At 70.6% G+C, this 26,253-nt stretch carries 26 protein-coding genes; 5 read left to right on the forward strand and 21 right to left on the reverse strand.

The genetic code is table 11. The features are described from left to right. Nucleotides 1-114 precede the first annotated feature (114 nt). The 9 genes from AB0I53_RS01330 to uvrC all read right to left on the reverse strand — a co-directional run bounded on the left by AB0I53_RS01330 (nt 115) and on the right by uvrC (nt 9,583). Nucleotides 115-459: an RNA polymerase-binding protein RbpA gene (locus AB0I53_RS01330; RefSeq protein ID WP_132491580.1), complete on the reverse strand. Its 345-nt coding sequence runs from the start codon at nt 457-459 to the stop codon at nt 115-117. Between the two features lie 55 nt (nt 460-514). Further along, nucleotides 515-748, reverse strand: a complete 234-nt coding sequence (gene secG, locus AB0I53_RS01335; protein WP_358594632.1) for a preprotein translocase subunit SecG — start codon at nt 746-748, stop codon at nt 515-517. Nucleotides 749-953: 205 nt separating this feature from the next. Then, entirely contained in the window at nt 954-1,739 is a 786-nt protein-coding gene (gene tpiA, locus AB0I53_RS01340; RefSeq protein ID WP_358594635.1) for a triose-phosphate isomerase, read from the reverse strand. A 2-nt stretch (nt 1,740-1,741) separates the two neighbouring features. Continuing rightward, nucleotides 1,742-2,944: a phosphoglycerate kinase gene (locus AB0I53_RS01345; protein ID WP_358594638.1), complete on the reverse strand. Its 1,203-nt coding sequence runs from the start codon at nt 2,942-2,944 to the stop codon at nt 1,742-1,744. 415 nt (nt 2,945-3,359) lie between these two features. After that, nucleotides 3,360-4,370, reverse strand: coding sequence for a type I glyceraldehyde-3-phosphate dehydrogenase (gap, locus tag AB0I53_RS01350; protein WP_358594641.1), 1,011 nt, complete (start codon nt 4,368-4,370; stop codon nt 3,360-3,362). A gap of 357 nt (nt 4,371-4,727) precedes the next feature. Next, a complete protein-coding gene (gene whiA, locus AB0I53_RS01355; protein WP_358594644.1) occupies nt 4,728-5,714 on the reverse strand; it encodes a DNA-binding protein WhiA in 987 nt (328 codons plus the stop codon). Next, nucleotides 5,705-6,673 (reverse strand): uridine diphosphate-N-acetylglucosamine-binding protein YvcK, encoded by a 969-nt coding sequence (yvcK, locus tag AB0I53_RS01360; protein WP_358594647.1) that lies wholly within the window; start codon nt 6,671-6,673, stop codon nt 5,705-5,707. The genes whiA and yvcK overlap by 10 nt, the downstream gene beginning before the upstream one ends. Continuing rightward, nucleotides 6,670-7,548 (reverse strand): RNase adapter RapZ, encoded by an 879-nt coding sequence (gene rapZ / locus AB0I53_RS01365; protein WP_358594650.1) that lies wholly within the window; start codon nt 7,546-7,548, stop codon nt 6,670-6,672. The genes yvcK and rapZ overlap by 4 nt, the downstream gene beginning before the upstream one ends. Further along, a complete protein-coding gene (gene uvrC / locus AB0I53_RS01370; RefSeq protein ID WP_358594653.1) occupies nt 7,541-9,583 on the reverse strand; it encodes an excinuclease ABC subunit UvrC in 2,043 nt (680 codons plus the stop codon). The genes rapZ and uvrC overlap by 8 nt, the downstream gene beginning before the upstream one ends. A gap of 146 nt (nt 9,584-9,729) precedes the next feature. On the opposite strand from uvrC, the gene AB0I53_RS01375 reads away from it, so the two are divergent. Further along, on the forward strand, nt 9,730-10,668 hold the full coding sequence (locus AB0I53_RS01375; protein WP_358594656.1) for an MBL fold metallo-hydrolase: 939 nt from the start codon (nt 9,730-9,732) through the stop codon (nt 10,666-10,668). Nucleotides 10,669-10,869: 201 nt separating this feature from the next. Here AB0I53_RS01375 and AB0I53_RS01380 read toward each other — a convergent pair whose 3' ends face one another. The 4 genes from AB0I53_RS01380 to AB0I53_RS01395 form a co-directional block, all read right to left on the reverse strand. Continuing rightward, on the reverse strand, nt 10,870-11,949 hold the full coding sequence (locus AB0I53_RS01380) for a glycoside hydrolase family 172 protein (RefSeq protein ID WP_358594659.1): 1,080 nt from the start codon (nt 11,947-11,949) through the stop codon (nt 10,870-10,872). 140 nt (nt 11,950-12,089) lie between these two features. Then, entirely contained in the window at nt 12,090-13,556 is a 1,467-nt protein-coding gene (locus tag AB0I53_RS01385; RefSeq protein WP_358594662.1) for a hypothetical protein, read from the reverse strand. Next, nucleotides 13,556-14,341, reverse strand: coding sequence for a hypothetical protein (locus tag AB0I53_RS01390; protein ID WP_358594664.1), 786 nt, complete (start codon nt 14,339-14,341; stop codon nt 13,556-13,558). The genes AB0I53_RS01385 and AB0I53_RS01390 overlap by 1 nt, the downstream gene beginning before the upstream one ends. 133 nt (nt 14,342-14,474) lie before the next feature. After that, nucleotides 14,475-15,497, reverse strand: a complete 1,023-nt coding sequence (locus tag AB0I53_RS01395; protein ID WP_358594667.1) for a dihydroorotate dehydrogenase — start codon at nt 15,495-15,497, stop codon at nt 14,475-14,477. 136 nt (nt 15,498-15,633) lie between these two features. On the opposite strand from AB0I53_RS01395, the gene AB0I53_RS01400 reads away from it, so the two are divergent. Further along, nucleotides 15,634-16,389 (forward strand): DeoR/GlpR family DNA-binding transcription regulator, encoded by a 756-nt coding sequence (locus tag AB0I53_RS01400; RefSeq protein WP_358594670.1) that lies wholly within the window; start codon nt 15,634-15,636, stop codon nt 16,387-16,389. Next, nucleotides 16,382-17,530 (forward strand): MFS transporter, encoded by a 1,149-nt coding sequence (locus tag AB0I53_RS01405; protein WP_358594673.1) that lies wholly within the window; start codon nt 16,382-16,384, stop codon nt 17,528-17,530. The genes AB0I53_RS01400 and AB0I53_RS01405 overlap by 8 nt, the downstream gene beginning before the upstream one ends. 93 nt (nt 17,531-17,623) lie before the next feature. Here AB0I53_RS01405 and AB0I53_RS01410 read toward each other — a convergent pair whose 3' ends face one another. The 4 genes from AB0I53_RS01410 to AB0I53_RS01425 form a co-directional block, all read right to left on the reverse strand. Beyond that, nucleotides 17,624-17,818, reverse strand: a complete 195-nt coding sequence (locus tag AB0I53_RS01410) for a LysR family transcriptional regulator (protein WP_358594676.1) — start codon at nt 17,816-17,818, stop codon at nt 17,624-17,626. A 119-nt stretch (nt 17,819-17,937) separates the two neighbouring features. Continuing rightward, nucleotides 17,938-19,260, reverse strand: coding sequence for an alkyl sulfatase dimerization domain-containing protein (locus AB0I53_RS01415; RefSeq protein ID WP_358594679.1), 1,323 nt, complete (start codon nt 19,258-19,260; stop codon nt 17,938-17,940). Nucleotides 19,261-19,423: 163 nt separating this feature from the next. Then, a complete protein-coding gene (locus tag AB0I53_RS01420) occupies nt 19,424-20,179 on the reverse strand; it encodes a nucleotidyltransferase domain-containing protein (RefSeq protein WP_358595205.1) in 756 nt (251 codons plus the stop codon). Nucleotides 20,180-20,343: 164 nt separating this feature from the next. Beyond that, nucleotides 20,344-21,255, reverse strand: a complete 912-nt coding sequence (locus AB0I53_RS01425) for a branched-chain amino acid transaminase (protein ID WP_358594681.1) — start codon at nt 21,253-21,255, stop codon at nt 20,344-20,346. Between the two features lie 127 nt (nt 21,256-21,382). On the opposite strand from AB0I53_RS01425, the gene AB0I53_RS01430 reads away from it, so the two are divergent. Beyond that, a complete protein-coding gene (locus AB0I53_RS01430; RefSeq protein WP_358594684.1) occupies nt 21,383-22,714 on the forward strand; it encodes a PLP-dependent aminotransferase family protein in 1,332 nt (443 codons plus the stop codon). Between the two features lie 196 nt (nt 22,715-22,910). Continuing rightward, nucleotides 22,911-23,285 carry an FKBP-type peptidyl-prolyl cis-trans isomerase gene (locus AB0I53_RS01435; RefSeq protein WP_358594687.1) on the forward strand — a complete coding sequence of 125 codons (375 nt, stop codon included), beginning with the start codon at nt 22,911-22,913 and terminating at the stop codon, nt 23,283-23,285. A gap of 76 nt (nt 23,286-23,361) precedes the next feature. Here the strand turns inward: AB0I53_RS01435 and AB0I53_RS01440 are convergent, their stop codons facing one another. Genes AB0I53_RS01440 through AB0I53_RS01455 form a run of 4 tightly spaced genes read right to left on the reverse strand, consistent with a single transcriptional unit; the run spans nt 23,362 to nt 26,241 of the window. Continuing rightward, a complete protein-coding gene (locus AB0I53_RS01440; RefSeq protein ID WP_358594690.1) occupies nt 23,362-23,805 on the reverse strand; it encodes a PH domain-containing protein in 444 nt (147 codons plus the stop codon). After that, entirely contained in the window at nt 23,802-24,299 is a 498-nt protein-coding gene (gene ribH, locus AB0I53_RS01445; protein WP_358594693.1) for a 6,7-dimethyl-8-ribityllumazine synthase, read from the reverse strand. The genes AB0I53_RS01440 and ribH overlap by 4 nt, the downstream gene beginning before the upstream one ends. Continuing rightward, nucleotides 24,296-25,594, reverse strand: a complete 1,299-nt coding sequence (locus AB0I53_RS01450; protein WP_358595208.1) for a bifunctional 3,4-dihydroxy-2-butanone-4-phosphate synthase/GTP cyclohydrolase II — start codon at nt 25,592-25,594, stop codon at nt 24,296-24,298. Before AB0I53_RS01450 ends, ribH begins: the two co-directional genes overlap by 4 nt. Beyond that, nucleotides 25,594-26,241, reverse strand: coding sequence for a riboflavin synthase (locus AB0I53_RS01455; RefSeq protein WP_358594696.1), 648 nt, complete (start codon nt 26,239-26,241; stop codon nt 25,594-25,596). The genes AB0I53_RS01450 and AB0I53_RS01455 overlap by 1 nt, the downstream gene beginning before the upstream one ends. Between the last annotated feature and the right edge of the window lie 12 nt (nt 26,242-26,253).

Consider the following 26,253-nt stretch of genomic DNA (forward strand, 5'->3'; position numbering starts at 1 on the left):
CCCACGACCCCACAAAAAAAACCGCCACCCACGCCGTTTCTTCCCGCACCGCGCGCCCCCCACACACCCGGGCGGGGGGGGCCCCCCCCCCCCCCCCCGGCCCGGTCAGTTGATTCAGCGGCCCTTGCGTTCGCGGAGCTTGGTCAGCGCTTCCTCCAGGATGGCCATCCCGTCGGCATCGCTGCGCCGCTCCTTCACGTACGCGAGGTGGCTCTTGTACGGCTCGTTTCGCCGCGCCTCGGGCGGATTTTCCTGGTCCAGGCCCGCCGGCAAACCGCAGCGCGGGCAGTCCCATTCCTCCGGCACCTCGGCGTCCATCGCAAACGACGGCCGGCTGTGGTGCGCGTTGGCGCACCAGTAGTCGACCCGCTTGCGCGGTGCGGCTTCCCCCCGCTCCGACTCGCCTACCGTGGGGCCCGAGCCCACACGCGTGCCGCGAATGGCGTTGCCACCAGTCATCCGTCTTCACCCACCAAGCGGCCCGGGGTCGTCGACCGGCTGGGTGCCCGGTCGATCAACCGATCTTGATCAACAGGCCGACCCCGATGATGGAGATGACCCACAGCGCCATGACGAACAACGTCATCCGGTCGAGGTTCTTCTCCGCCACACTGGAACCGGCCAGGTTGGACTGCATACCGCCGCCGAACAGCGAGGACAGACCGCCGCCCTTGGCCCGGTGCAGCAGCACCAGCAGCACCAGCAGCACACTCGTCACGATCAACACGATCTGCAGGAAAAGAGTCATCACGTCCTCGTTCGCACAGCGGTCCGCGACCAAGCGTACCGGGCCACCAACAGCGAGTTGACCACCGTCCACCCGTTTGCCGCGAGGACGGTCTCACACTGCTCCGCTCGGTGCACCCGCAGGGGTGCCGGGCCGGTCAGCGATTCGGAGTGAACGGCCTGTTCACCGCGCCTGTCGAGGCGGACAGGCCGTTCACTCCGAACCCTTACAGAATGGGGCCGCCCGCCGCCATGGCGGAGAGTTTGGCGAACTCGTCGCCGTTGAGGCTCGCGCCGCCGACCAGGGCGCCGTCCACGTCGGACTGGCCGACCAGGTCGCCGATGTTGCTCGACTTCACCGAACCGCCGTAGAGCACCCGCACCTCGTCGGCGATCTCCTTGCCGTACTTCTCCTCCAGCGCCGCACGCACAGCCGCGCAGACCTCCTGCGCGTCCGCGGCGGTGGCGACCTTGCCGGTGCCGATCGCCCACACCGGCTCGTAGGCCACCACGACCTGGCGCACCTGCTCGGCCTTGAGGCCCTTGAGCGCGTTGATCAGCTGCGTCGTGCAGTGCTCGACGTGGCCGCCGGCCTCGCGCACGTCGAGCCGCTCGCCGACGCACAGGATCGGCGACATGCCGTGCTTGAGGGTGGCGCGCACCTTCTTGTTGACCAGCTCGTCGGTCTCCGCGTGGTACTCGCGGCGCTCCGAGTGGCCGACCACCACGTAGCTGCAACCGAGCTTGGCCAGCATCGGCCCGGACACGTCACCGGTGTAGGCACCGGACTCGTGCTCGGAGATGTCCTGCGCGCCGTGCTTGAGCAGCAGCTTGTCGCCGTCGATCAGGGTCTGCACGCTGCGGATGTCGGTGAACGGCGGCAGCACCGCCACCTCCACCTTCGCGAAGTACTTCTCCGGCAACGCGAAGGCGACCTTCTGCACCAGGGCGATCGCCTCCAGGTGGTTCAGGTTCATCTTCCAGTTGCCGGCGATCAGTGGCTGCCTGGCCATGTTCAGCGCTCACCTTCCAGGACGGCCACACCGGGCAGGTCCTTGCCTTCGAGGAATTCCAGCGACGCGCCGCCGCCGGTGGAGATGTGCGAGAAGCCGTCCTCGGGCAGCCCGAGGGTCCGCACCGCGGCGGCCGAGTCGCCGCCGCCGACCACGCTGAACGAGTCGGAGTCCACGATGGCCTGCGCGACGCCGCGGGTGCCATCGGCGAACGCCGGGAACTCGAACACCCCGGCCGGGCCGTTCCAGAACACCGTGCCGGCCTCGCGGAGGATCCCGGCGAACAGCTCGACGCTGCGCGGCCCGATGTCCAGCCCCATCCAGTCGGCCGGGATCGCGTCGGCGGCCACGACCTGCTTCTCGGCGTCCGCGGCGAAGCGGTCGGCGGCCACCACGTCCACCGGCAGCACCAGCTTGTCGCCGTGCTCGGCGAGCAGCTGCTTGGTGGAGGAGATCTGGTCCTCCTGCAGCAGCGAGTTGCCGACGTTGTGGCCCTGGGCGGCCAGGAACGTGTACGCCATGCCGCCGCCGATGAGCAGCTTGTCGACCTTGGGCAGCAGCGCCTTGATGACGCCGAGCTTGTCGGAGACCTTCGAGCCGCCGAGCACCACGATGTAGGGGTGCTTCGGGTCGCCGGTCAGGGTGCGCAGCACCTCGACCTCGGCCAGCACCAGGCCGCCGGCGTAGGCGGGCAGCCGCTTTGCGACGTCGTAGACCGACGCCTGCTTGCGATGCACCACGCCGAAACCGTCGGAGACGAAGGCGGCGTCCGGGCCGACCAGCGCCACCAGTTCGTCGGCCAGCGCGCCGCGCTCGGCGTCGTCCTTGCTGGTCTCGCGGGCGTCGAAGCGGACGTTCTCCAGCAGCGCCACCGATCCGTCGGTCAGGCCGGCGACCACCGACTTCGCCGAGTCGCCCACCAGGTCGGCGGCCAGCGCGACGTCGGCGCCGAGCAGCTCGCCAAGCCGCCGCGCGACCGGGGCCAGGGAGAACTTCGGGTCCGGCTCGCCCTTGGGGCGACCGAGGTGCGCGGTCAGCACCACCTGGGCGCCGGCCTCGGTCAGCTTCCGGATGGTCGGCAGGGACGCCCGCACCCGGCCGTCATCGGTGATCCGCTCGCCGTCCAGCGGCACGTTCAGGTCGGCGCGCACTAGGACACGCCGACCCCGAACGCCCTCGGACAGCAGATCGTCTAGGTTCTTCACGTCTGCTGCTTCCTACTCGTTGTTGGGACTTGCTCGAGTAGGACATTCGCTCTCCGCCGCACCACCTGTGTACGGCTGGAGTCCAGGCTGGGCAGTCTCAGCCGATCGGCCATCGTTCCGCAACCTGCGGCGATGACTACTCCCCGTTCCTTTCCACAGAGCACCCCGCACGAACGGTGACGTACCGACCTAGGCCAATACGTGTGAGCTCTGGGACCTGAACGGGCCGTTACCGGGAACATCCCGACACCTGGCAGCCTACTCGATCTCTCCAGTTTTGATCAAAACGCGGGACGCCCCGCGCCCAGTCGACCGTGCGGATGGGTGAGAACTGGAACCAACCCGCACCCCCGCTACGGGAAGACCCGCACGAGCCGAGGTGTTCCAACGGCTCATGCGGGTCTCCAGGATCAGGTCAGGCCAGCTTCTTGGCGACCAGGTCGACCAGGTCGGCGAGGCGGTTGGAGTAGCCCCACTCGTTGTCGTACCAGCCGACGATCTTGACCTGGTTGCCGATGACCTTGGTCAGCGGCGCGTCGAAGATCGTCGAGTGCGGGTCGGTGACGATGTCGCTGGAGACGATCGGGTCCTCGTTGTACTTGAGGATGCCCTTGAGCTTGCCCTCGGCGGCAGCGGTCTTGAACGCCTCGTTGACCTCGTCGGCCGAGGTGGCCTTCTGCACGGTCGCGGTCAGGTCGGTGACCGAACCGGTCGGCACCGGCACGCGCATCGCGTAGCCGTCCAGCTTGCCGTTGAGCTCCGGCAGCACCAGGCCGATGGCCTTGGCCGCACCGGTGCTGGTGGGCACCACGTTGACCGCGGCGGCGCGGGCGCGGCGCAGGTCCTTGTGCGGGCCGTCCTGCAGGTTCTGGTCCGCGGTGTAGGCGTGGACCGTGGTCATCAAGCCCTGCTCGATGCCGAAGGTGTCGTTGAGCACCTTGACCATCGGCGCCAGGCAGTTGGTGGTGCAGGAGGCGTTGGAGATGATGGTCTGCGAGCCGTCGTACTTGTCGTCGTTGACGCCCAGCACCACGGTCAGGTCCTCGCCCTTGGCCGGGGCGGAGATGATGACCTTCTTCGCGCCGCCCTCGTCCACGTGCTTGCGGGCGTCCGCGGCGTTGGTGAAGAAGCCGGTGGACTCCACGACGACGTCGACGCCCAGGTCGCCCCACGGCAGCTTGCCCGGGTCGCGCTCGGCGAGGATCTTGATGAGCTTGCCGCCCACCTCGATGCCCTCACCGGTGACCTTCACCTCCTGGTCGAGGCGGCCGAGGATGCTGTCGTACTTGAGCAGGTGGGCCATGGTCGCGACATCGCCCAGGTCGTTGGCGGCCACGATCTCGATGTCGTGATCACTGGCGGTCGCGGCCCGCCAGAAGTTCCGCCCGATCCGACCGAAGCCGTTGATACCTACGCGAACGGTCACGCCGATCTCTCCTCGTGACTGACCCGGCCGACGACGCGGCGGGTGAGGTTGATGGTCTCGGCATCACCCTATCTGCCACCGGGGCCTTTGCACGCGGGCGGGCGAGCGGGCTCACCCTCCGGAAACGCAACCGCCGCCGACGGCCCCGCGAGCCCCGCCGGAAATGGCTCGGCTTCCTGGATCCGCCCTGCTCACCAGGCGGTTCGCCACCGATTGGAGAACGCAACTGTCCGTGATCGACATCTCTGCACCGGTTCGGCGCCGCGGCCGATTTTCACAGTTCCAATTCAAACGGTGATTTACCGGCCGGCGGGACCGCAGTTCCAATTCGAAACTGCGGTCGGCCGCGAAACCAGGTCAGGCGTCGGCTTCGAGCATCTCGGCGGTGACCGCGGATTCGGTGTCCGGGACGCCCAGTTCCCGGGCTCGCTTGTCGGCCATCGCCAGCAATCGGCGGATCCGGCCGGCCACCGCGTCCTTGGTCATCGGCGGGTCGGCCAGCTGGCCGAGCTCCTCCAGCGATGCCTGCCGGTGCGCCAGCCGCAGCCGGCCCGCCACCGTCAGGTGCTCCGGGGCCGTCGGGCCCAGCAGGTCCAGCGCCCGCTCCACCCGCGCGGCCGCGGCTACCGCGGCGCGCGCCGAGCGGCGCAGGTTGGCGTCGTCGAAGTTCGCCAGCCGGTTGGCGGTCGCCCGCACCTCGCGGCGCATCCGGCGTTCCTCCCACGCGAGCACGCTGGAGTGCGCGCCGAGCCTGGTCAGCAGCGCGCCGATGGCGTCGCCGTCGCGCACCACCACCCGGTCCGCTCCGCGCACCTCGCGCGACTTCGCCGCCACGCCGATCCGCCGCGCGGCGCCGACCAGCGCCAACGCCGCCTCCGGGCCCGGGCAGGTGACCTCCATCGAAGACGACCGGCCCGGTTCGGTCAGCGAGCCGTGCGCCAGGAAGGCGCCGCGCCACGCCGCTTCCGAGTCGCAGGCGCCGCCGGAGACGACATGCGCGGGCAGGCCGCGCACCGGGCGGCCGCGCGGGTCGAGCAGCCCGGTCTGCCGGGCGAGGCCCTCGCCGTCCTTGACCACCCGCACCACGTACCGGGTGCCCTTGCGCAGCCCGCCGGAGGTGATCATGTGCACGTCGGACTGGTGCCCGAACAGCTCGTGGACCTCCTTGCGGAGCCGACGCGCCGTGGAGCCGCTGTCCAGCTCGGCCTCGATCACCACCCGGCCGGCGACGATGTGCAGCCCGCCGGCGAAGCGCAGCAACGAGGAAACCTCAGCCCGTCGGCAGCACGTCTTCGTCACCGACAACCGGCTCAACTCGTCCTTGACCGCCGCGGTCATCGCCACCGGTCCGTCCTCCTCTCGAGTGCGGCCCGCAGGCTGGCCGCGAGCGCCTCCGGATCGTGCCGTCCCGGCACGGCCGGCGCGGCGATCTTGTCCAGCAAAGTCTGCGCACCCAGATCGGCGGCCGCAGCTCGAAGCCGATCCGGGGTGGGCACCGAGTCCGCGTCGGCCAACACCGCGTCGACCCGCAGCCGGGGTGCGTGCTGCGAGAGTACGGCCAGGTGCTGTTCGGGTGAGAAGCCCGCCGTCTCACCCGGCTGTGGGACGAGGTTGAGCACCACCACGCGGCGCGCGGTGGTGTCCACCAATGCCTCGTGCAGCTCCGGGACCAGCAGGTGCGGCAGCACGCTGGTGAACCACGAGCCGGGTCCGAGCAGCACCAGATCGGCGTCCAGCACGGCCCGAACCGCCTGCGGGCAGGCTGCCGGTTCCTCGACGCCGTTCGCGTGCAAACGCACCTGTTTCACTCGTCCGGGCGTACTGGCGATGGCGACTTGACCCCGGATCGTGCGAACCGCGTCGGGATCGGAGTCGAGCCCGACGACGTCGGCGGCCATGTCCAGCGGCACCGTCGACATCGGCAGCACCCGGCCCTGCACGCCGAGCAGCCGGCACGCGCGGTCGAGCACCTCGACCGGATCGCCCAGCACCTCCAGCAGCCCGGCCAGCAGCAGGTTGCCGACGGCGTGACCGGCGAGGGCCCCGCTGCCGCCGAAGCGGTGCTCGAACACCGTCGCCCACAGCTGCCCGTCGTCGTCGGCGTCGGCGAGCGCGGCGAGCGCCTTGCGCAGGTCACCGGGCGGGAGCATGCCCAGTTCGCGGCGCAGCCGCCCGGACGATCCGCCGTCGTCGGCCACCGTCACCACCGCCGTGACGTCGGTGGTGATCTGGCGCAGCGCGGACAGCGTCGCCTGCAGGCCGTGGCCGCCGCCGAGCGCGACCGCGCGAAGCGGGGCGCTCATTCGCGCCCCAGGTCCCGGTGCACCGTCTTGACCATCATCCCGTCGTCCTCGGCCAGGCGGCGGGCCAGCTCCTCCGCGAGCGCCACGCTGCGGTGCTTGCCGCCGGTGCAGCCCAGCGCCAGCGTCAGGTACCGCTTGCCCTCGCGGTGGTAACCGGCCCCGACCAGCCGCAGCAGCTGCTGGTAGCTCTGCAGGAACTCCTCCGCGCCCTCCTGCCCGAGCACGTAGTTGCGGACCTCTTCGTCGAGGCCGTTGAACTCGCGCAGCTCCGGGATCCAGAACGGGTTCGGCAGGAACCGGCAGTCCATCACCAGGTCGGCGTCCATCGGCAGGCCGTACTTGTAGCCGAAGGACAGCACGGTCAGCCGCGTGCGGGTGCTCGCCTCGGTGCCGAACGCGTCCTCGATCTTGGATCGCAGCTGGTGCACCGACAGGCTGGTGGTGTCCAGCACCAGGTCGGCCTCGGAGCGCAGCTTCGACAGCAGCGACCGCTCTGCGGCGATCCCGTCGGCCAGCCGGCCCTCGCCCTGCAGCGGGTGGCCGCGCCGCACCTGCTCGAAGCGGCGGATCAGCACCTCGTCGGTGGCCTCCAGGAACAGGACCTTCGGCTTGTAGCCGCGGGCGTCGAGGTCCTTGATGACCGCGCCCAGGTCCTCGGTGAACGCGCGACTGCGCACGTCCATCACCACCGCGACGCGGGTGACCGCGCCGCTGGAGCGCGCCCCCAGCTCCACCATCGTGGCGATCAGTTCCGGTGGCAGGTTGTCCACCACGAACCAGCCCAGGTCCTCCAGGCACTTGGCCGCGGTGCTGCGCCCCGCCCCGGACAGGCCGCTGACCACGGCGACCTCGATGCCCGACTGCTCGTCACTCACTGCTCTCCCCTTCAGCGTTGTCGGCGCCGGGTCCGGCCCGGTCGTCCGGCGCCGGGCTCGGCCCGTTTCCCCCTTCGGCCGCGAGCGCCGAGTGCACGGTCTCGGCGGTGCGGCGGCCGATCCCGGGCACCTTGGCGATCTCGTCCACCCCGGCCTGGCGCAGCTTGCGCACCGAACCGAAGTGCTTGAGCAATGCCGCGCGGCGGGTTTCACCGAGTCCCGGAATCGCGTCCAATGTGGAGCTTGTCATGCGCTTGCCGCGCTTCTTGCGGTGGTAGCCGATGGCGAAGCGGTGCGCCTCGTCGCGAACCCGTTGCAGCAGGTAGAGCGCCTCGCTGGTGCGCGGCAGGATCACCGGGTCCGGGTCGGCGGGCAGCCAGACCTCCTCCAGCCGCTTGGCCAGCCCGATCACCGCGACGTCGGTGATGCCCATTTCCGTCAGCGCGTCGGCGGCGGCGTTGGCCTGCGGCGCGCCGCCGTCGATCACCAGCAGGTTCGGCGGGTAGGCGAACTTGCGCGGGCGGCCGGTGTCCGGGTCGATCGCCGCGCCGACCGGCCCCGAGCCGGTCTGCTCCGGCGGGATGTCGGCCTTGGCCGTTTCGCTGAGGTACCGGTGGAAGCGGCGGCGCACCACCTCGTCGATGGACCCGACGTCGCCGCCCTCGGCGCCCTCGCGGACCTCGAAGCGGCGGTATTCGGACTTGCGCGGCACGCCGTCCTCGAACACCACCAGCGACGCCACCACGTCGGTGCCCTGCACGTGGCTGACGTCGATGCACTCGATGCGCAGCGGCGCGGTGTCCAGCGCCAGCGCTTCCTGGAGTTCCTGCAACGCCGCCGACCGAGCCGTCAGGTCGCCGGCGCGGCGGAGCTTGTACTGCTGGAACGACTCCTTGGCGTTTCGCTCGACGGTTTCCATCAGCGCCCGCTTGTCGCCGCGCTGCGGCACCCGGAGGCTGACCCGGCTGCCGCGCAGCTCGCCGAGCCAGCCGGCGATCGCCTCCGCGTCGTCGGGCAGCTGCGGCACCAGCACCTCGCGCGGCACCGGGCTGCCGCCGGCGTCGGCCTGGTCGGCCAGCGACGCCTGCTCGCCGTAGAACTGGGTGAGGAACTGCGAGGTGAGTTCTGAGGTGTCAGTCTCTGTGCCATCAGCCTTGGTGACCTTGTCGATGACCCAGCCGCGCTGGCCGCGCACCCGGCCGCCGCGGATGTGGAAGACCTGCACGGCGGCGGCGAGCTCGTCCTCGGCGAAGGCCACCACGTCGGCGTCGGTGCCGTCGCCGAGCACCACCGCCTGCTTCTCCATCGCGCGCCGCAGGGCTTCCAGGTCGTCGCGCAGCCGGGCCGCGCGCTCGAACTCCAGCTCCGCGGAGGCCGCCTGCATCTCCTTGTCGAGCTTGCGCATCAGCTGGTCGGTGTGCCCGGCCAGGAAGTCGCAGAAGTCCTCGGCGATGGACCGGTGCTCGTCGGCGTCGACCCGGCCGACGCAGGGCGCCGAGCACTTGCCGATGTAGCCGAGCAGGCAGGGACGGCCGATTTGCGAGTGCCGCTTGAACACCCCGCCGGAGCAGGTGCGCGCGGGAAACACCCGCAACAGCAGGTCGAGCGTCTCGCGGATCGCCCACGCGTGCGCGTACGGGCCGAAGTAGCGCACGCCCTTGCGGCGCGGGCCGCGGTAGACGTGCAGCCGCGGGAACTCCTCGTGGAGGGTCACCGCCAGCACCGGGTACGACTTGTCGTCGCGGTAGCGGACGTTGAACTTCGGGTCGTACTCCTTGATCCAGGAGTACTCCAGCTGCAGCGCCTCGACCTCTGTGCCGACGACGGTCCACTGCACGCCGGTGGCCGTGGTGACCATCTGCCGGGTCCGCGGATGCAGTCCGGCGAGGTCGGCGAAGTACGACGACAGCCTGCTGCGCAGGCTTTTCGCCTTGCCGACGTAGATCACTCGGCCGCCGGCATCGTGAAACCGGTAGACGCCGGGGGCGTCCGGGATCGTGCCTGGCGCTGGTCGGTAGGTGGACGGATCGGCCACGCCTCCACCCTACGTGCGGGGACCGACCGACCGGATCTCGGTGCGGCCGACCGTTCGGTCGACCACCGGAGGCGGCCCGGCGGGGCACACTGGTGGACGCCCATGATCGCGCATCTCAGGAGAGTCCGGATCCGCGGAGGTCAGCAGTGAACATCGACAACGCCCATCCCGAACGAGCGACGCTGTCCGAGGTCGGCCCCGGGGTTCATGCGTGGGTTCAGCCGGATGGCTCGTGGTGGATCAACAACGCCGGGGCGGTGCTCGGCGACGACGGCATAGTCCTGATCGACACCTGCGCGACCGCGAAGCGCACCCGCCGGTTCCTGGACGCGGTGCGCGCCGCGAGCGGCGACGCGCCGATCCGGTTCGCGGTGAACACCCACCTGCACGGCGACCACACGCACGGCAACGCGCTGCTGCCCGACTCGACCGTCCTCATCGGACACCCGGCGACCCGCGCGGGCATCCTGGCGGAGACGATCCTCGCGGAGCCGCCGCCGGTTTGGGAACCCGTGCCGGACTGGGGCATCACCGAGTACCGCGCGCCGACGGTGCTGCTGCAGGATTCGCTGGTCCTGCAAAGCGGCGACCGGCGGATCGAACTGCACCACCCCGGGTACACCGCGCACACGCCCGGCGACGTGGTGGCGTGGGTGCCGGACGCCGGGGTGCTGTTCACCGGCGACCTGATCTTCCACGGCGTCACGCCGCTGGTGTTCATGGGTTCGGTGGAGGGCGCGCTGAAGGCACTGGACTGGCTGGCCGGATTCGCGGCGGCGAAGGTGGTGCCGGGCCACGGCTCGGTACTGCCGGGCTCGGCGTGCCCGCGGGTGCTGGAGGATCACGCCCGCTACTACCGGTTCGTGCTGGACACGGCCCGCCAGGCCCGCACCGACGGCCTCTCGCCGCTGGAGGCGGCGAGGCGCTGCGACCTCGGCGAGTTCGCGTCCTGGCCGGATCGCGAGCGGATCGTCCTGAACCTGCACCGCGCCTACGCCGAAGCCGACGAAACCGAATTCGACCGAGCGGCGGCGTTCGCCGACGCGATCGCCTACAACGGAGGCCCGCTCCGCTGCGCGGTCTAATCCCCGCCCCTGCTGGCGTTCACCCGGGATGGGCGCAATTTCACGAGAAATCGCACCGGCCAGGGGAGACATCAGGAGTCACGCTCCGCGATCAGCGCGCTCCGTTGGCCCTGGTGGTGCCAATTTCACGAGAAATTGACCGTCACCCGGGTGAACGTCGATTTCTCGCGAAATTGCGCCCCCAGCGGTCAGCGCCAGGTGTTAGAGCGGTCGTGGGATGCGTTCGGCGACCGGGGCGAGGGTGATCGGGAGGGCCGGGAGCGTTTGGTACCAGTACGCCACCGACGAGACGTCGTCGGAGCGCTTGTTGGCGTGCCCGTGCTCGATGGTGACCTTGATGGACTTCTCGAACACCACCGGATCTTCGACGTGGAAGCGGTAGTAGGAAACCTGCCCGCTCCAGTTCGACCCGCCCGGCATGGTCAGGCCGTGGTACGGGGACTGGTACGGCTGGTTCGGGCACCACGCGGTGTTGAAGTAGTCCTCGGTGCCGGTGCCGTGCAGCCGCGGCGGCCAGGGTTCGCCGTCGATGAAGAACATGTCGTCGCCTTCGCCGTACCAGTTCCAGTCGTTGGTGTGGCGGAGGTTGTGCACGTTGAGCACGGTGCCGACGTAGTGGCCGCGGCCCTCGGCCTCCAGCAGCACGTAGTTGCCCGCGCCGTCGGTGTTGGTGCCGCCGAAGAGGAACTCCTCGTTGGTCTGGTCGCCCTGCTCTACGCCGTCGGTGGGGTTCTGCCGCCGCCACTGCGCGTGGAAGTAGCCCAGCTCCGGGTCGGCTTCGCCGTAGTTCTCGTAGTCGATGTAGTAGTAGAACGTCACCGGCTTGACGCTCATCTCGCTGATCAGCTCGAACCGGGCGCGCCCGGCGAAGGGCATCGCGAACCAGCAGTTGAAGCCCTTGCCGTCCTGCGGGCTCATCTGCAGCGGCGCGGAGGAGAAGTTGGCGCTGCGGCCGTGCCCCATGCCGAAGAAGTCGCCCAGCGGCACCAGCACCGCCGGGTGCGCCGAGTCGTCCCAGGTGATCTTCAGGACGAGCCGCCGCAGGTAGTCGCCCTCCAGCTCGGCGGGCTTGCCGAGGTGGTCGACGGCGACGGTGCACCAGATGTGGGTGATCACGCCCGGCCCGGCGATGTCGGCCAGCTCCCTGGTCTCGCCCGGCTCGATGCGCATGTTGTCGGTGTTGCCGCCGGTGCGGTCCCAGCTGGACACCCGGCCGCGCCGGGTCTGCCGCAGCCGGGGCAGATCCCGCAGGCTGCTGCCGAAATCCCCGTATCCGGACAAGATTCCTCCCCAGGGTAAGCGACTGTGCTCCTGATCACGTTCTACCACGGGGTGGCGGCCGGTCGGGCATTTTCAACCGGGACGATCGCCGCGTGGCGGGAAGTCCGCGCCCAGTTCCCCGGCCCGGCGCGGGTTTGCGGTCACTGTGCTTCCTGGACGTCTCGCCATTCCGGCACGAAGTTGCCGTCCTGCCAGCGGAATCCGTCCGTCACCAGCAGATTCGGCTCGTCGCCCGAGACGGCCGGCAGGCTCCACGACTGGACGGTCAACTCGTCGCCGGACAGCGTCGCGGTCATCGGCGCAAGCCCGGTGCCTCGCGGACCCGGGTCGTCGCCCAGCAATGATTGGATCAGCCGCGGCGAATCCGGCGGCGATCCGCCGTCGTAGACCTGCACCTCGCGCAGGCGGGTGCCGTCGGCCAGGTCGCAGCTCACCACCAGCACGGGTTCGGGACGACCGTCGCCGGTCAGATCCTGGAACCGGCTGTGCGCGATCGCCGCGTCTTCCGCTGCGCAGCCCCGTTCCACCAGAGTGGCCGTCCAATCCGCCCCGCCGAGCGGGCCGTAGGGATCCGGCCCGCACAGCTGCGCTGCGGCAGGTTCCGCGGTGGAGCACCGGCGCACGTAGGCGTCCCAGCCGAGGGATGGGAAGCCCGGGTCGTACAGCGTCGAGAACACCAGCGCGGAGTCGCCGGACCGGTAGCTCACCGCGCCGTTGCGGTAAACCCCGCGAGTCTCCAGGATTCGCGCGAACCCGGCGGGATCGTCGACGTCCACCAGCACGTCGACGGTGGTGCCGTCGTCCACCACCAGCGGCGCCGACATCGCCGCCAGCACCGCGTCCATCCGGTCCTGGCAGGCCAGGTCGTGCATGCTCTGCAGCTGCGTGATCGCCTGCCGGCTGAGCACGTCCGGCGGCAGGTCCGCGATGGCCACGTTCGCGGGTGGGCAGCCGCCTCGGGATTCGCCCGGTTGCAGGAAATCCGTACCCACCTCGCTGTCGAACGCCTCCAGCATCGGCGAGTAGATCTCGGCCACCGTCTGCAGCGGGGACGTGTAGGCGCCGATCGCCACCAGCCACTCGTCCGACATGGTGAACGTCCACACTGGACCGCCACCGATGGCGTAGACGACCTGCTCCTCCGAATCCACGGTGACATCCGTGGCGGTGAAAAGCGCTGACACGTCGCCGAACCACGGACGCGCGATCTTCGTCCACAGCACTTCGCCGCTGCTGCTCGGGCGCCGGCAGTTGCCGGCCGAGCGCAGCGCGTCCTGAACCGGCGCCACGCCCTCCTGCTCCAGCTGGACGATCGCCACCTGCGCCGCGGTCTCCTCGCCGATCGTGTAGCCCTTGAAGACGGCGGAGCTCGCGGTGCGGAACTGCTGGACGACCGGCCCCGGGGCGCAATCCTGCACCGCCGCGAGGAAGAACCCCCGGTCGAAGGAGTCGTCCTCGTCCGACCGGAACTGGCCTCGCTCCACCGGCAGCAGCGCGGCCACCTCCTGCGGCGAACGCACCTCCGGCGGCCGGGCCCACCAGATCCCCAGCCCGACACCCACCGCCACGACGGCGACGAGGGCCAACACCCGGATTCCGTACCGCATCAGCAACCACCGACACGTTCCGGCGGCATCCAGGACTCCTTGCCGCGAGCGGAGAACGCCGATCCGTACCGCGGGCTGAAGCCGGTCATCTCGAACTCGCCGGCGGCGGGCTTCGCGGTGTAGGTCTGCGGTTTTCCGTCGATGACCAGGTCGACGTCGATCACCCAGCGGTAGTGGCCGTCGTCGGCGCGCGATTCGACCTGGAACACGACCGTCTCGCCGTCGGCGAGCTGCTGCGCCTGGTCGGCGAAGTACGGCTCGCCGAGCCGCCTGCCGTCGAACACCCGCGCCGCCGGGCGGAACTCGTCGAGGTCGAAGCCGACCCGCTTCGCGGGCAGGTCGCCCTGCGGCGTGCTGCAGAGCAGCGTGCCGGAGACGTTCGGCTCCCGGCTCAGGATCCTGGCGCGCATGTTCGTGATCACCACGTCGCGGGACCGAGCGCCTTCGATGGTCACCGTCGTGCCGTGCACACCGGCCTTCACGGCGCGGCGCAGCGTCGGCGAATCGGCCAGGAATTCCGCCGGAGTCCCGATTTCCGCGGGCTCGACCACGTCCGGCAGCGCGTAACTGCGATCGTCCACCGGGCCGCCGTCCGAGCTCGCCCAGACCAGCACCGGCGGGCGGGACACGTCGCGGGCGGCGTTCCACAGCATCGGCGCGGCGACCCCGGCAAGCGCGCCGACGAGCGCCACGACTACGAACGCCGGGCCGCGCAGCAGGCGTTGCCACCACCTGCGCCGCGGTGTCGCGGCGCCGGATTCACCATCCGATTCCGTCTCCACCAAGCGCCGCCTCCTCGGCTACGCCCAAGGATCAACATCCGCGAGCGTACCGAGCGCGCGAGCGCCCATGGCGAGATTCATCCGATCACCGTTGCTGCAGCGGCGAAAGTCGCCCGATGCGAGCAACGTGGGCGGATCAGCGCTGCGGCGGCGTGTAGTTCTCGATGCGGCGCACGAGGTTCCGGATCCTGGCCGCGTACAGCGGCGACAGGGCGTAGCCCGGGTAGCTGGCGAACCAGCTGGCACTGCCCAGGCTGACCGCGTCGGCGCCGGCCCAGAAGTACTCGCGGCAGTCGTCGAAGTTGCGGATGCCGCCGGTGGCGATGATCGGCAGCGTCACGCCGGCGTCGCGCAGTTCCTTGACCACCCGCAGGCCGATCGGCTTGATCGCGCGGCCGGAGAGCCCGCCGAAACCGTTCTTCAGCAGCGGCTGCCCGGTGTTCGGGTCCAGCCGCAGGCCCTTGACGGTGTTGATCGCGGTCAGCGCCGCCACCCCGTGCCGGGCCGCCAGCCGGGCGTGGCCGAGGTAGTCGTAGTCCGGCGAGAGCTTCAGGATCACCGGGTGGTTGCTGCGCGGCACCGCCTCGGCCAGCACCGACTCGATGATCTGGTTGAAGTCGAAGTTCACGTTGTGGCAGGAGACGTTGAACTCGACCGCGGCGATCTCGCCGGCCGGCACCGCGGCGTTGACCTTGTCGACCAGCGTGACGAACTCCTCGGCGGAGAAGCCGCCGACGGAGATGATGGTGTTCTGCTCGCGGGTGCGCGGGTAGTAGTCGCGCAGGTAGGCGTCGATGCCGACGTTGCACCAGCCGAAGGCGTTGAGCCAGCCGCCGTCGACCTGCCGCAGCGCCTGCCCGTAGCGCTTGATCAGCGAGGGCAGCTCGTGCAGCGGCCACACGTCGCGGGTGGTGAAGTGCCCCTCGCGGGGTTCGACGGTGACCGTGCGGGTGGTGACCGCGCCGAACCGGGACAGCGGCACGAACTGCGAGATCGGGCTCATGCCGTAGGGCACCAGCTTGGTGTTGGCCACGCCGTAGCCGAGCAGGCTGGACGAGGTCACCAGGCGGTTGCGCAGTCTGATGTCGCCGAGCCGCACGCCGAGCTCGGACGGGACGTCTCGCACCAACCGAAGGTTGCGCTCCTGGGCCACGCTCACGATCTCCTCCTACCCGACGTCTCCACGCCGTCGAGTCCCATTGTCCCTCACCCGGAGCAGTGCACAGCCCCGGGTTCGCACATCACACCCGCTCGCAGGGTTGCCTTTCGCACAGGTTTCTTGTTCGATTGCACTCGTGGAAAGTGCGGAACGAACTTCGGCGATCATCGAGCGATTGCGCCGGGCGGAGCGGGTCACGGTGGCCGAGCTGGCCGAGGCCACCGGTTCGTCGGAGATGACCATCCGCCGCGACCTCGACCAACTCGCCGAGCAGGGCGTGCTGCGGCGGGTGCGCGGCGGCGCGGTGAGCTTCCTGCGCGGCCACTCCGCGCCGTTCCCGCTCCGGGAGCGCGACGACACCGAGACCAAGAAACGGCTGGCCGCGGCGGTCGAAGAGCTGATCGCCGACTGCGAATCCGTGATCATCGACTCCGGCACGACGACGCTGGAGGTGGCCAGGCGGCTCGCACACCGCCGGATCACCGCGATCCCGCTCGACCTGCACTCGGCGAACGCGCTGAGCAACGCGCCGCAGGTCGACCTGCTGATGCCGGGCGGGCGGACGAAACCCGGCGAACTGTCGTTCATCGGCCACCTCACCGAGACGTCGCTGCGCGCGTTGCGGGTGGACACCACGATCCTCGGCGTGTGCGGGATTTCCGCGACGCACGGCCTGACGGCGCACGACCTCGAAGAGGTGCCGGTGAAGCAGGCCGCGGTGGCCGCCGCCCAGCGCGTCGTCGCCGTCTGCCACGGCGCCAAGTTCGCCAGGACCGGCCTGGGATTCGTCTGCCCGATCACCGACATCGACGTGATCGTCACCGACCCGGCCGCACCGGCGGACGCGCGCGCGGAGCTGGCGGCGGCGGGCGTGGAGGTGCGCGTTGTCTGAGACGACCGTCGCCGTCCCGCAGCGGGCCCGCTGGGCCGTGACCGCCTACTTCGTGATCACCGGCGCGGCGCTGGGCACTTGGACCGCGCGGATCCCGGCGATCAAGCAGGACCTCGGCCTCGACGACGCGCAGGTGACGCTGGCGCTGTTCGCGGTCGCGGCCGGTTCGGTGCTGGCCATGCAGATCGTCGGGCACCTCGCCGACCGCCTCGGCAGCGCGCGGGTGCTGGGCCCGGCCGGCATCGCGATGTCGGCGAGCCTGCTGCTGCCCGGCTTCGCCGGGAACCTGCCGGCGCTGGTGGCCGGGCTGCTGCTGTTCGGCGCCGGGCACGGAACCGTCGACGTGGCCATGAACACCCACGCGATGCAGGTGCAGCGGCGGTACGGGCGCCCGATCGTGAGCACGTTCCACGCGATGTTCAGCGTCGGCGGGCTGCTCGGCGCCGGTGTCGGCGCGCTCGCGGCGCACGCGGCGATCGGAGTCGGCGCGCATTTCGCGCTCGTCGCGGCCGCGCTCGGCGTGGTGTCAGTGATCGCGCGGCGCGCGCTGCTGCCTCGGGAGGCGCCTGCGGCCGGAAAATCGGTGCGGCAGCGCGGGATCTCACCGGGCATCTTGTTCCTGGGCGTGCTGGCGTTCTTCTGCTCGCTTGGCGAAGGCTCGATGGCGGACTGGTCGCCGCTGTACCTGCACGACGTCCTGCAGACCAGCCCTGCGGTCGCGGCGATCGGCTACGCGGTTTTCTCCGCGGCGATGGCCGTGTTCCGCTTCCTCGGCGACTTCCTGGTCGCCCGGCTCGGGCCGGTCGTCCTGGTGCGGTGCTGCGGCACCGTCGCGGGCGTGGGTCTCGGCGGCGCGCTGCTGCTGCACCACCCGGTGGCGGCGATCATCGGCTTCGCCCTGTTCGGCATCGGGCTGTCGTGCATCATCCCGCAGGTGTTCAACGCGGCGGGCAACCGCGATCCGAGCCGCAGCGGCCGGGATCTCGCCCAGGTCAGCACGCTCGGCTACGGCGGCCTGCTCGCCGGCCCGGTGGTGATCGGCCTGATCACCAGCTGGACGGACCTGACCATCGGCCTCGCGATCCCGGCGGTGCTGGCCGTCTTCGTCGCCCTCTCGGCCGCCGCGGTCCGCGCCCGCTGAACGGACTCCGGAGTTCGCAACCGGCGGATGTCCTTTGCCGCGAACGGTTTCCGGCCTGGCGAACCGGAAACCGATCACATTCCGCGCAGCTGATCACGGCGAACGGGTGACGTTCGGCGGGCACCCGGCGAACGCGCACGTCCGTCTACAGTGGACGAAATACGGCGCCCTGCTCGCGGGCCTGGTAATCGCCTGCGACGGCGGCGAGACGTGCATCGCCTCGGCGGCCTTGGTCATGGTGCCGTGCACGATGACCGCCAGGAAGGACTGGAGTTGACGCGCATCCACGCCCATCACGCTAGAACGTTTCCGCTGGCAACGGGGCCGTGAGTCTTTTGGGCTGCTATAGCGACCCAAAGGACTCACGGCCCCGTACCTGCAGGAACGCCGCTGCCCAGGCCCGACCGTCAGAGCGCCCAGCGGGCCTTGCCCTTCGACGCCTCCGCCACCTCGTCGAGCACGTCGGTGCCGCTGACCCGGCCCCTCGACTCCGCCGCCGCCCAGGAGAAGACGCCGCGCGACATCGTCGACAGCTCCTGCTTGGCGCGCTGCGTGTAGATGTCGGCGCGGATCTCGTGCACCGCGGCGTTCTCCGGCTCCGCCTGCACCGCGAACTCGACGAGGTGGCTGGCCAGCCGCAACTCCCCTGCCGCCGCAGCGGTTTTCGCGCGTTCGGTCAACGCCGCCACGCCGCCGGCGAGTTCGGTGAGCGCCGTCGCGAGCTGCGCTTCCGGGGCGGGCTTGAGGTGCGCCGGGTTCCCGTCGTACCAACCGCCGTAGAGCCGCCACACGTTGCGCACGACGAATTCCGGCTCGTCGTACACCGGCCGCAGGTACGGCTTGTCCGCGAGGTGCTCCGGCGGGTGCACGGCGTGCACGATCTCGTCGAGCCGGGCTCCCCGGTTCATCAGCTCCAGGGCCTGTTCGACGAGGCTTTCCAGGTATTCGGCGGTGTCCAGTAGCGCGGTGCGCACCCGGTCCGCGCCGACGATGGGAATCCCGTGGCCGGGCAACAACATCTCGGCCCCGAACCCGGCCATGTGCCGCAGCGCCCGCGCCCACTCGCGGGGATAGCGCTGCACCTTCTGCGGGTTCCCGGCGTTCGGGGTGACCCAGATGAACATGTCGCCGGTCATCAGCACCCGCTGGTCCGGCAGGTAGGCGTAGGTCGCGTCGTCGGTCTCGCCCTTGCCGTGGTGCAGCCGGACTTCGCGGCCGCCGACGGTGAGCGTCATGGTGTCCCGGTAGGTGACGTCGGGATAGCGGTAGTCGAGCGGCCAGCGGGCGTCGGCGCGCTGGAACTGCCGCTGGTTGATCACCTCGTTGTAGCCGCGGGTGAGCTTGTAGCGGTCGAACCGGGCGACGACCGCCTCGTGCCCGACGACGACCGGCCGGGGCCGCCCCAGCTCGTCGGCCTCGGCGTCGAACGGGCCGACGCCGAAGACGTGGTCGATGTGCCCGTGCGAGTAGACCGCGTAGCGCAGCGGCAGGTCGCTCCAGGCGCGCACGGCGGTGTGCAGCCGGGCGCTGAACCGCTCGTGGCTGGTGTCGAACAGCAGCAGCTCGTCCTGGCCGCGGACGGCCACGACGTTGCCGAAGGCCGGGAAGAGGGCCACGCCATCGGCGAGTTCGATGACGTGCCCGTCCTGCCAACGCCCCTTCTGGTAGTCGGCCGTGGTCGCCTCACCGCGCCAGACCTCGTCGCAGTACGCCAGGAAATCCTTCGCCATCACGGGCTCCTTTCCACCACGGCCATCCTCGGCGGCGGAGTCCCGACGGGTCCAATACGCATTTCCGGTTCTGCGGATAAGACCGTCCTATAACGACAGGCCCGGGCGCCCTCGTGAGCGTTTTGGAGCGCCATAGCGCCCCAAAACGCTCACGAGCCACGCGCTACCTGGCCGCGGATACGGCCGCGTCACACAGGGCGTGGGCCTCGTCGACCGCCTCGACCAGCGTTTGCGCCGTCAGGCCGGCCACCACCCGGTCGACGTCGCGCAGGCCCGCCCTGGTCAGCAGGCGCTTCTCGTTGGTCACCCACTCGCCGCGGGCCGCGAGGACCGCGTGCGCCGCCTGGCAGGCGGCCTGCGCGATCATCCCCGCCGTCTCGGCGAGCCGGCCGTGCGGCGCGTGGTTCGCCCGCGCGTAGGCCAGCCCCATCGACGACTGGCCCCACCAGACCGCGGGCGCGGCCTCGCGGAGGGCGTCCGGATATTCCGGCCGCGGCAGCTCGCCGTGCAGCACCCGGTTGATGGCCATCTCGGCGACCACCAGGTAGCTGGGGATGCCCGCGAGGTGGAACATCAGCGGCTGCCACTCGAACCGGCCCGCCCGGGCCTCGGCGAGCTCGTGCTCCACCACGTCCAGGTCGCGGTAGTGGACGTCCACGTGGCGGCCTTCGATCTCCAGCCACGCGCCGCCGTTGAACACGCCGCCGCCCCAGTCGCCCAGCTCGGAGACCTCCCCGGGCCAACCGACGTCGCGCAGGTCCTGCGGCTCGAAGCGGCCGCGGTAGTAGATCGCGAAGTCCCAGTCGCTGTCGGCGCGGTGGGTTCCCTGGGCGCGCGAGCCGCCGAGGCTCACCGCCTGGACTCCGGGCAGCGCGGCCAGCCGGTCCGCGACGCGGGCTTCGAATTCGGCATCTTCCAGCACGTGATCAGACTCCTTCGGCAATGCGACCAGCATCGGCGCGACGGGCCGATTCCGCCCGTCGCGCAGCGAATCCCGCGGGCACGGTATGCCCTGCGGGGCCTTCGATCACCGTCAGAAATCCATGCCTCAAAGGCTAACAGCCGACCGCCGAAGAATGATCATCATCCGACGTACGTCAGCCAGTGCCGGTAGCGCTCGTCGCCGCCGGTCACCGCCGCGTTGAAGGCGTCGCGGATCTTGCCCGTCACCGGGCCCGGATCGCCGATCTCGCGGTTGTCGACCGAGCGGACCGGCGTGACCTCCGCTGCGGTGCCGCAGAGGAACATCTCGTCGGCGGCGTAGAGATCCGAGCGCAGCAGGTTCTCGCGGCGCACGGCGAGGCCCAGGTCGGTGGCCAGCGTGGTGACCGAGTCCTGGGTGATGCCTTCCAGCGCGCCAGCGCTCGACGGCGGGGTGTAGAGCACGTCGCCGCGCCGGATGAAGATGTTCTCGCCGGAGCACTCGCTGACGTAGCCGTCGGTGCTCAGCAACACCGCTTCGTCGTACCCGGCCTCGCGAGCCTCGAGTTTGGCCAGCGCGGAGTTCAGGTACGGGCCGGTGGCCTTGGCGGCGGTCGGCACCACGGCCGGATCGTTGCGCCGCCAGGAACTCGTCATGAGCCGCACCCCGCGTTCGGCTCCGCCGAGGTAGGCGCCCCACTCCCAGCTGCCGATCGACATGTGCACCGGCGCGCCGGTCGGGTCGACGCCCATCACGCCGTAGCCGAGGTGGGCCAGGTGGCGGACGTAGCAGGAGCGGTGCCCGTTGGCCCGCACCAGCTCCAGCGTCGCCTCGCGCAGCTCTTCCTTGCGGTACGGCAACGTCATGCGCAGCATCTTGGCGCTGCGGAACAACCGGTCGAGGTGCTCGTCGAGCCGGAACAGCGCCGGTCCGTCCACTGTGGAGTAGGCACGGACGCCCTCGAAGACGCCGGTGCCGTAGTGCAGCCCGTGGCTGAGCACGTGGATCTGGGCCTCGCGCAACGGCACCAGCGCGCCGTCCATCCAGATGTAGTCCGCCTCGGTCAGCGCCATCGCCATCCCCTTCGCCAAAGTGGCATATCTCGCGATGTGGGACAAGCCACTTCGCGGCCACTTGGCACGTTACCAAGTGGCTGCTCAATCCACTAGCAGTTAATCCTCCCTGGTGCAGAATGGCCGCATGTCGAGTGCCGATGTGGACCAATTCGCCGCGCTGATCCGCGACCGGCTCCGCGACGGGAACGGCCCGCTCAGCCGCCGGCTGGCGGCCGCGCTGACCGACCTCGCCCGCACCGGCGCGCTCAGCCCGGGCACCCGCCTGCCGTCCGAACGCGACCTCGCCCGAGTGCTGGAGTGCAGCCGCGGCGCGGTGGCCGCGGCGTTCAACGCGCTGTTCGAGGAAGGGATCTGCGAGCGCAGGCACGGCAGCGGCACCTACCTGGCCGCTGCCGGGCGGGAGTCGGCGATGGGCCGGCTGTTGCGCCCCGGCGCGGTGTTCGCGGATCTGTCCACTTCGGTCGTTCCCGACCCGTCGCACCTGCGGGTGCCCAAGCTCGATCCCGCCGGGCTGCTGACCACGCCGAGCCGGCACGGCTACGACCTGTCGGGCGAGCCTGGCCTGCGGGAACTCATCGGCGGCGAGCCGCTGATCACCGGCGGCGGGCAGCAGGGCATCGACCTCGCGGCCCGCTGCCTGGCCCGCCCGGGCGACGCGGTGCTGGTCGAAGACCCCACCTACACCGGGGCGCTCGCCGCGATCCAGAGCTGCGGGGCGCGAGCCGTCGCCGTGGCCACCGATCGGCGCGGCATGCTGCCCGACGCGTTCCGCGACGCGATCACGCGGCACCGGCCCGCCTTCGCCTACGCGCAGGCGGTCCACAATCCGGCCGGGACGGTGGCCGACGCCGATCGCGTCGGGGAACTCGCCGAGATCGCCCGGGACGCCGCCCTGCTCGTCGTCGAGGACCGCACGCTCGCCGAGCTGGTGCACGAAGGCCCGCGGCCCGGCCGGTTCGCCGACGAGCACCCGCACGGCACGGTCGAGGTCCACTCGCTGTCGAAGGTGCTTTGGGGCGGCCTGCGGGTCGGGTGGCTCGCCGCGCCGGAGCCGCTGCTGTCGCAGCTGACCGAGCTCAAGCAGACCAGCGACCTGGCAACCAGCACGGTCGGCCAGCGGTTCGCCGCGGAACTGCTGCGGCACAACGACTTCGCGACCTGGCGAGCGGAGCTGGCGCGCCGCCGCGACCACCTCGCCGACGCCCTGCGCAGCAATCTTCCACAGTGGACGTGGGAGCAGCCTGCGGGCGGCCTGTCGCTGTGGGTCCGGCTGCCCGGAACCGACACCGACCGCTTCGCCGAGCTCGCCCGGGGCAACGGCGTGGCGGTGGCTCCCGGCTCGCTGTTCGCGGCCGACCGCGGCCACCGCGACCGCCTGCGCCTCAGCTTCGCCCTGAGCCCGGAACTGCTCGACCAGGCGGTCGCCGCGCTCGCCCGCACCTGGGAACAGCCGTGAACCAAGCTCCGCCGCCCCAGGGCCGTGCGTGTTTTGTGTCGTCATAGCAGCACAAAACACGCACGGGTACTCGCCTGGAGACATCCGTCCACCCTGGAGCGATGCCCGGGCGAGTGTGCTCCACACGGGATCGTTCGAGAGAATTCACCGGCAGCCGTTGCACGACGCTGCGCACCACCGATCAAGGAGAACGCACGTGAACAAGGAAAAGCCGCAGGTCGCCAAGCCGACCGGCGCGCCGCCGGCAGACCTGGAGATCGAGGACATCGAGATCGGCGACGGCCCCGAGGCCAAGGCCGGCGACCAGGTCGCCGTGCACTACGTGGGCGTTTCGCACAGCACCGGCAAGGAGTTCGACGCCAGCTGGAACCGCGGCACGCCGCTGGAGGTGCAGCTCGGCGCCGGCCAGGTCATCGCGGGCTGGGACAAGGGCCTGCAGGGCATGAAGGTCGGCGGCCGCCGCCGGCTGACCATCCCGCCGCACCTCGCCTACGGCGACCACGGCGCGGGCGGCGTGATCAAGCCCGGCGAGACGCTGGTCTTCGTCTGCGACCTGGTCTCCGCGAGCTGACGACCGACCGTGAGCGGTTTGGGGCGCTACGGCACCCCAAACCGCTCACGGCACCGGTGTCTCAGGCCGTGCGGCGTCAGTGCGCGGCGTCGACCTCGCGGCGGAGTTCGCGGAGCTCCCGCATCGCCTTGATCGCCCGCTCGCCGTCGGACGCCTGGATCGCCATGATCGGCACGTACTCGTCCTCCGGCAGCTCCAGCCGGGCCCATGAGGCGCCGTCCGGGAAGGTGACGGCCTGCACCAGCGGCCACGAGAAGCGCTGCGTGCCGATGATGTTGCGGACTTCCACCCCGTCGGCGTCGGCGCGCAACCGCGGCCGGGTCAGCAGCATCACGCCGCTGCCCAGCAGCAGGCCCAGCGCCACCATCGCCACCTGGTCGGAGACCGAGAAGATCACGCCGGTCGGGGTGTTGCGCAGCAGCAGGCCGACCACCGCGAACACGAGCACCAGCACGATCGCGATCGGGATCGCCACCCGCCGCACCTTCTGCGGCCGGATCTCCACCCGCTCGGCGCTCACAAGAAACCCCGTTCCCCGTCCCAGCCGCGCAGCTCCCGCAGAACCAGCGCCGTCTCCAGCGCCGCCGCGGTCGCCTCGAAGCCCTTGTCCTCCACCGAGTCGTCGAACCCGGCCCGGTCTTCCGCCTGCTGCATGGTGTCGCAGGTCAGCACGCCGTTGCCGATGGCCGTGGACTCGTCCAGCGCCACCCGGGTCAGGCCCTGGGTGACCGAGTCGCAGACGTACTCGAAATGCGGTGTGCCGCCGCGGATCACCACGCCCAGCGCGACCACCGCGTCGTGCTGGTGCGCCAGCTGCTGGCAGACCACCGGCAGCTCGATCGAACCGGGCACCCGCACCACGGTCGGCTCCACGATGCCCGCCTCCTTCGCCGCCGCCAGCGCGCGGGAGAGCATCTGCTCGACGAGCCGATCGTGCCAGCGGATCGCGGCGATGCCCAGCCGCAGGTCACCCGCCTTCGGCACGCTCACCCGCGGTCGACCCTCGCCACTCATGCCGTAACTCCAGTCTCGCCGTTGATCGAGGAATCTTCCCCGTCGTCGAGATTGTCCAGCACGTGCCCCATCCGGTCGCGCTTGGTGCGGAGGTAGCGGATGTTCTCCGGGTTCGGACGGATCGGCAGCGGCACGCGGTCCACGATCCGCAGCCCGTAGCCCTCCAGGCCGACCCGCTTGGCCGGGTTGTTGGTGAGCAGCCGCATCGACCTCACGCCCAGGTCGCACAGTATCTGCGCGCCCTGCCCGTAGTCGCGGCTGTCGACCGGCATGCCCAGCGCGACGTTGGCCTCCACGGTGTCCGCGCCGTCGTCCTGCAGCTGGTAGGCCTGCAGCTTGTGGATCAGCCCGATGCCGCGGCCCTCGTGCCCGCGCATGTAGAGCACCACGCCGCGACCGGCCTCGGCGACCTTGGCCATCGCCGCGTCCAGCTGCGGGCCGCAGTCGCAGCGCAGCGAGCCCAGCACGTCGCCGGTCAGGCATTCGGAGTGCACCCGCACCAGGATGTCCTCGCCGTCGCCGATCTCGCCGTAGACCAGCGCCAGGTGCTCGATGCCGTCGATGGTGCTGTCGTAGCCGACGGTGCGGAAGGTGCCGTGCACGGTGGGGATGCGGGCCTCGGCGACGCGCACCACCTGCTTCTCGAAGCGGCGCCGGTAGGCGATCAGGTCGGCGATGGTGATCAGCGCCAGGTCGTGCTCCTCGGCGAAGACCTCCAGCTCGTCGCGGCGCGCCATGTCGCCCTCGGACTTCTGGCTGACGATCTCGCACAGCGCACCGGCCGGGCGCAGCCCGGCGAGGCGGGAGAGGTCCACGGCGGCCTCGGTGTGGCCGGGCCGGCGCAGCACGCCGCCGTCGCGGGCGCGCAGCGGCACCACGTGGCCGGGCCGGGTGAGGTCCTTGGCGGTGGACTCCTCGCCGGCCAGCACGCGCAGCGTCTTCGCGCGGTCGGAGGCGGAGATGCCGGTGCTCACGCCTTCGGCGGCGTCGACCGTGACGGTGTAGGCCGTGCCCTTGCGGTCCTGGTTCCAGTAGTACATCGGGGGCAGGTCGAGGCGGTCGCAGTCCTCGCCGGGGAGCCCGACGCAGACGTAGCCGGAGGTGTAGCGGACCATGAACGCCACGAGTTCCGGCGTCGCCTTCTCCGCGGCGAAGATCAGATCGCCTTCGTTCTCGCGGTCCTCGTCGTCCACCACGACCACTGCGCGCCCGGCCGCGATGTCGGCCAATGCGCGCTCGATGCTGTCGAACCTGTTCGTGCTCACCGTGTTCGCGACCTCGTCCTCGGGGTTCATCACCGCGCCTCCCTGACGCCGCCATTGTCCCCCGAACGGGCTTGTGCACCATGGTCCAGGTGAGCCAGCTGCGCGGCGGCGAGTCGTTCCAGGTGCTTGGCCAGCACATCCACCTCGATGTTCACTTCGTCACCCGGCTCGCGGCGGCCCAGCGTGGTCAGCTCCTTGGTGGTGGGGATCAGCGCGATGCTGAACTCTCCGTCACCGGCGTCGACCACGGTCAGCGACACACCGTCGACGGTGATCGAGCCCTTCTCGACCAGGTAGCGGGACAGCCGCTGCGGCAGCTCGAAGCGGGTGAGCCCGTCGGCGTCGGTGCCGCGCAGCACCGCGGTGCCGTCGACGTGGCCCTGCACGATGTGGCCGCCGAGCCGGTCGCCGAGCGCCATCGCGCGCTCCAGGTTGACCCGGTCACCGGCCGCGATGCCCTTCAGCGAGGAGCGGCGCAGCGTCTCGGCCACGACGTCGGTGGTGAACCGCCCGTCGCCCACCGTCACGACGGTCAGGCACACGCCGTTGACCGCGATCGAGTCGCCGTGCTTGGCGTCTTCGGTGACCACCGGCCCCGCGACGGTCAACCGGCTGCCGTCGGTCAACGGTTCGACCGCCTCGATGGTGCCGAGCTCCTCGACGATCCCGGTGAACACCTGCTGCCTCCT

Source organism: Saccharopolyspora sp. NPDC050389 (assembly GCF_040655595.1).
Taxonomy (GTDB): domain Bacteria; phylum Actinomycetota; class Actinomycetes; order Mycobacteriales; family Pseudonocardiaceae; genus Saccharopolyspora.

Excerpts from the sequence above, each read along its gene's own strand:
- AB0I53_RS01330 (WP_132491580.1), bottom strand. The coding sequence starts at position 459 with ATGACTGGTGGCAACGCCATTCGCGGCACGCGTGTGGGCTCGGGCCCC.
- secG (WP_358594632.1), bottom strand. The coding sequence starts at position 748 with ATGACTCTTTTCCTGCAGATCGTGTTGATCGTGACGAGTGTGCTGCTG.
- tpiA (WP_358594635.1), bottom strand. The coding sequence starts at position 1,739 with ATGGCCAGGCAGCCACTGATCGCCGGCAACTGGAAGATGAACCTGAAC.
- yvcK (WP_358594647.1), bottom strand. The coding sequence starts at position 6,673 with ATGAGCGCCCCGCTTCGCGCGGTCGCGCTCGGCGGCGGCCACGGCCTG.
- AB0I53_RS01385 (WP_358594662.1), bottom strand. The coding sequence starts at position 13,556 with ATGCGGTACGGAATCCGGGTGTTGGCCCTCGTCGCCGTCGTGGCGGTG.
- AB0I53_RS01415 (WP_358594679.1), bottom strand. The coding sequence starts at position 19,260 with ATGGCGAAGGATTTCCTGGCGTACTGCGACGAGGTCTGGCGCGGTGAG.
- AB0I53_RS01425 (WP_358594681.1), bottom strand. The coding sequence starts at position 21,255 with ATGGCGCTGACCGAGGCGGACTACATCTGGATGGACGGCGCGCTGGTG.
- AB0I53_RS01430 (WP_358594684.1), top strand. The coding sequence starts at position 21,383 with ATGTCGAGTGCCGATGTGGACCAATTCGCCGCGCTGATCCGCGACCGG.
- ribH (WP_358594693.1), bottom strand. The coding sequence starts at position 24,299 with ATGAGTGGCGAGGGTCGACCGCGGGTGAGCGTGCCGAAGGCGGGTGAC.
- AB0I53_RS01450 (WP_358595208.1), bottom strand. The coding sequence starts at position 25,594 with ATGAACCCCGAGGACGAGGTCGCGAACACGGTGAGCACGAACAGGTTC.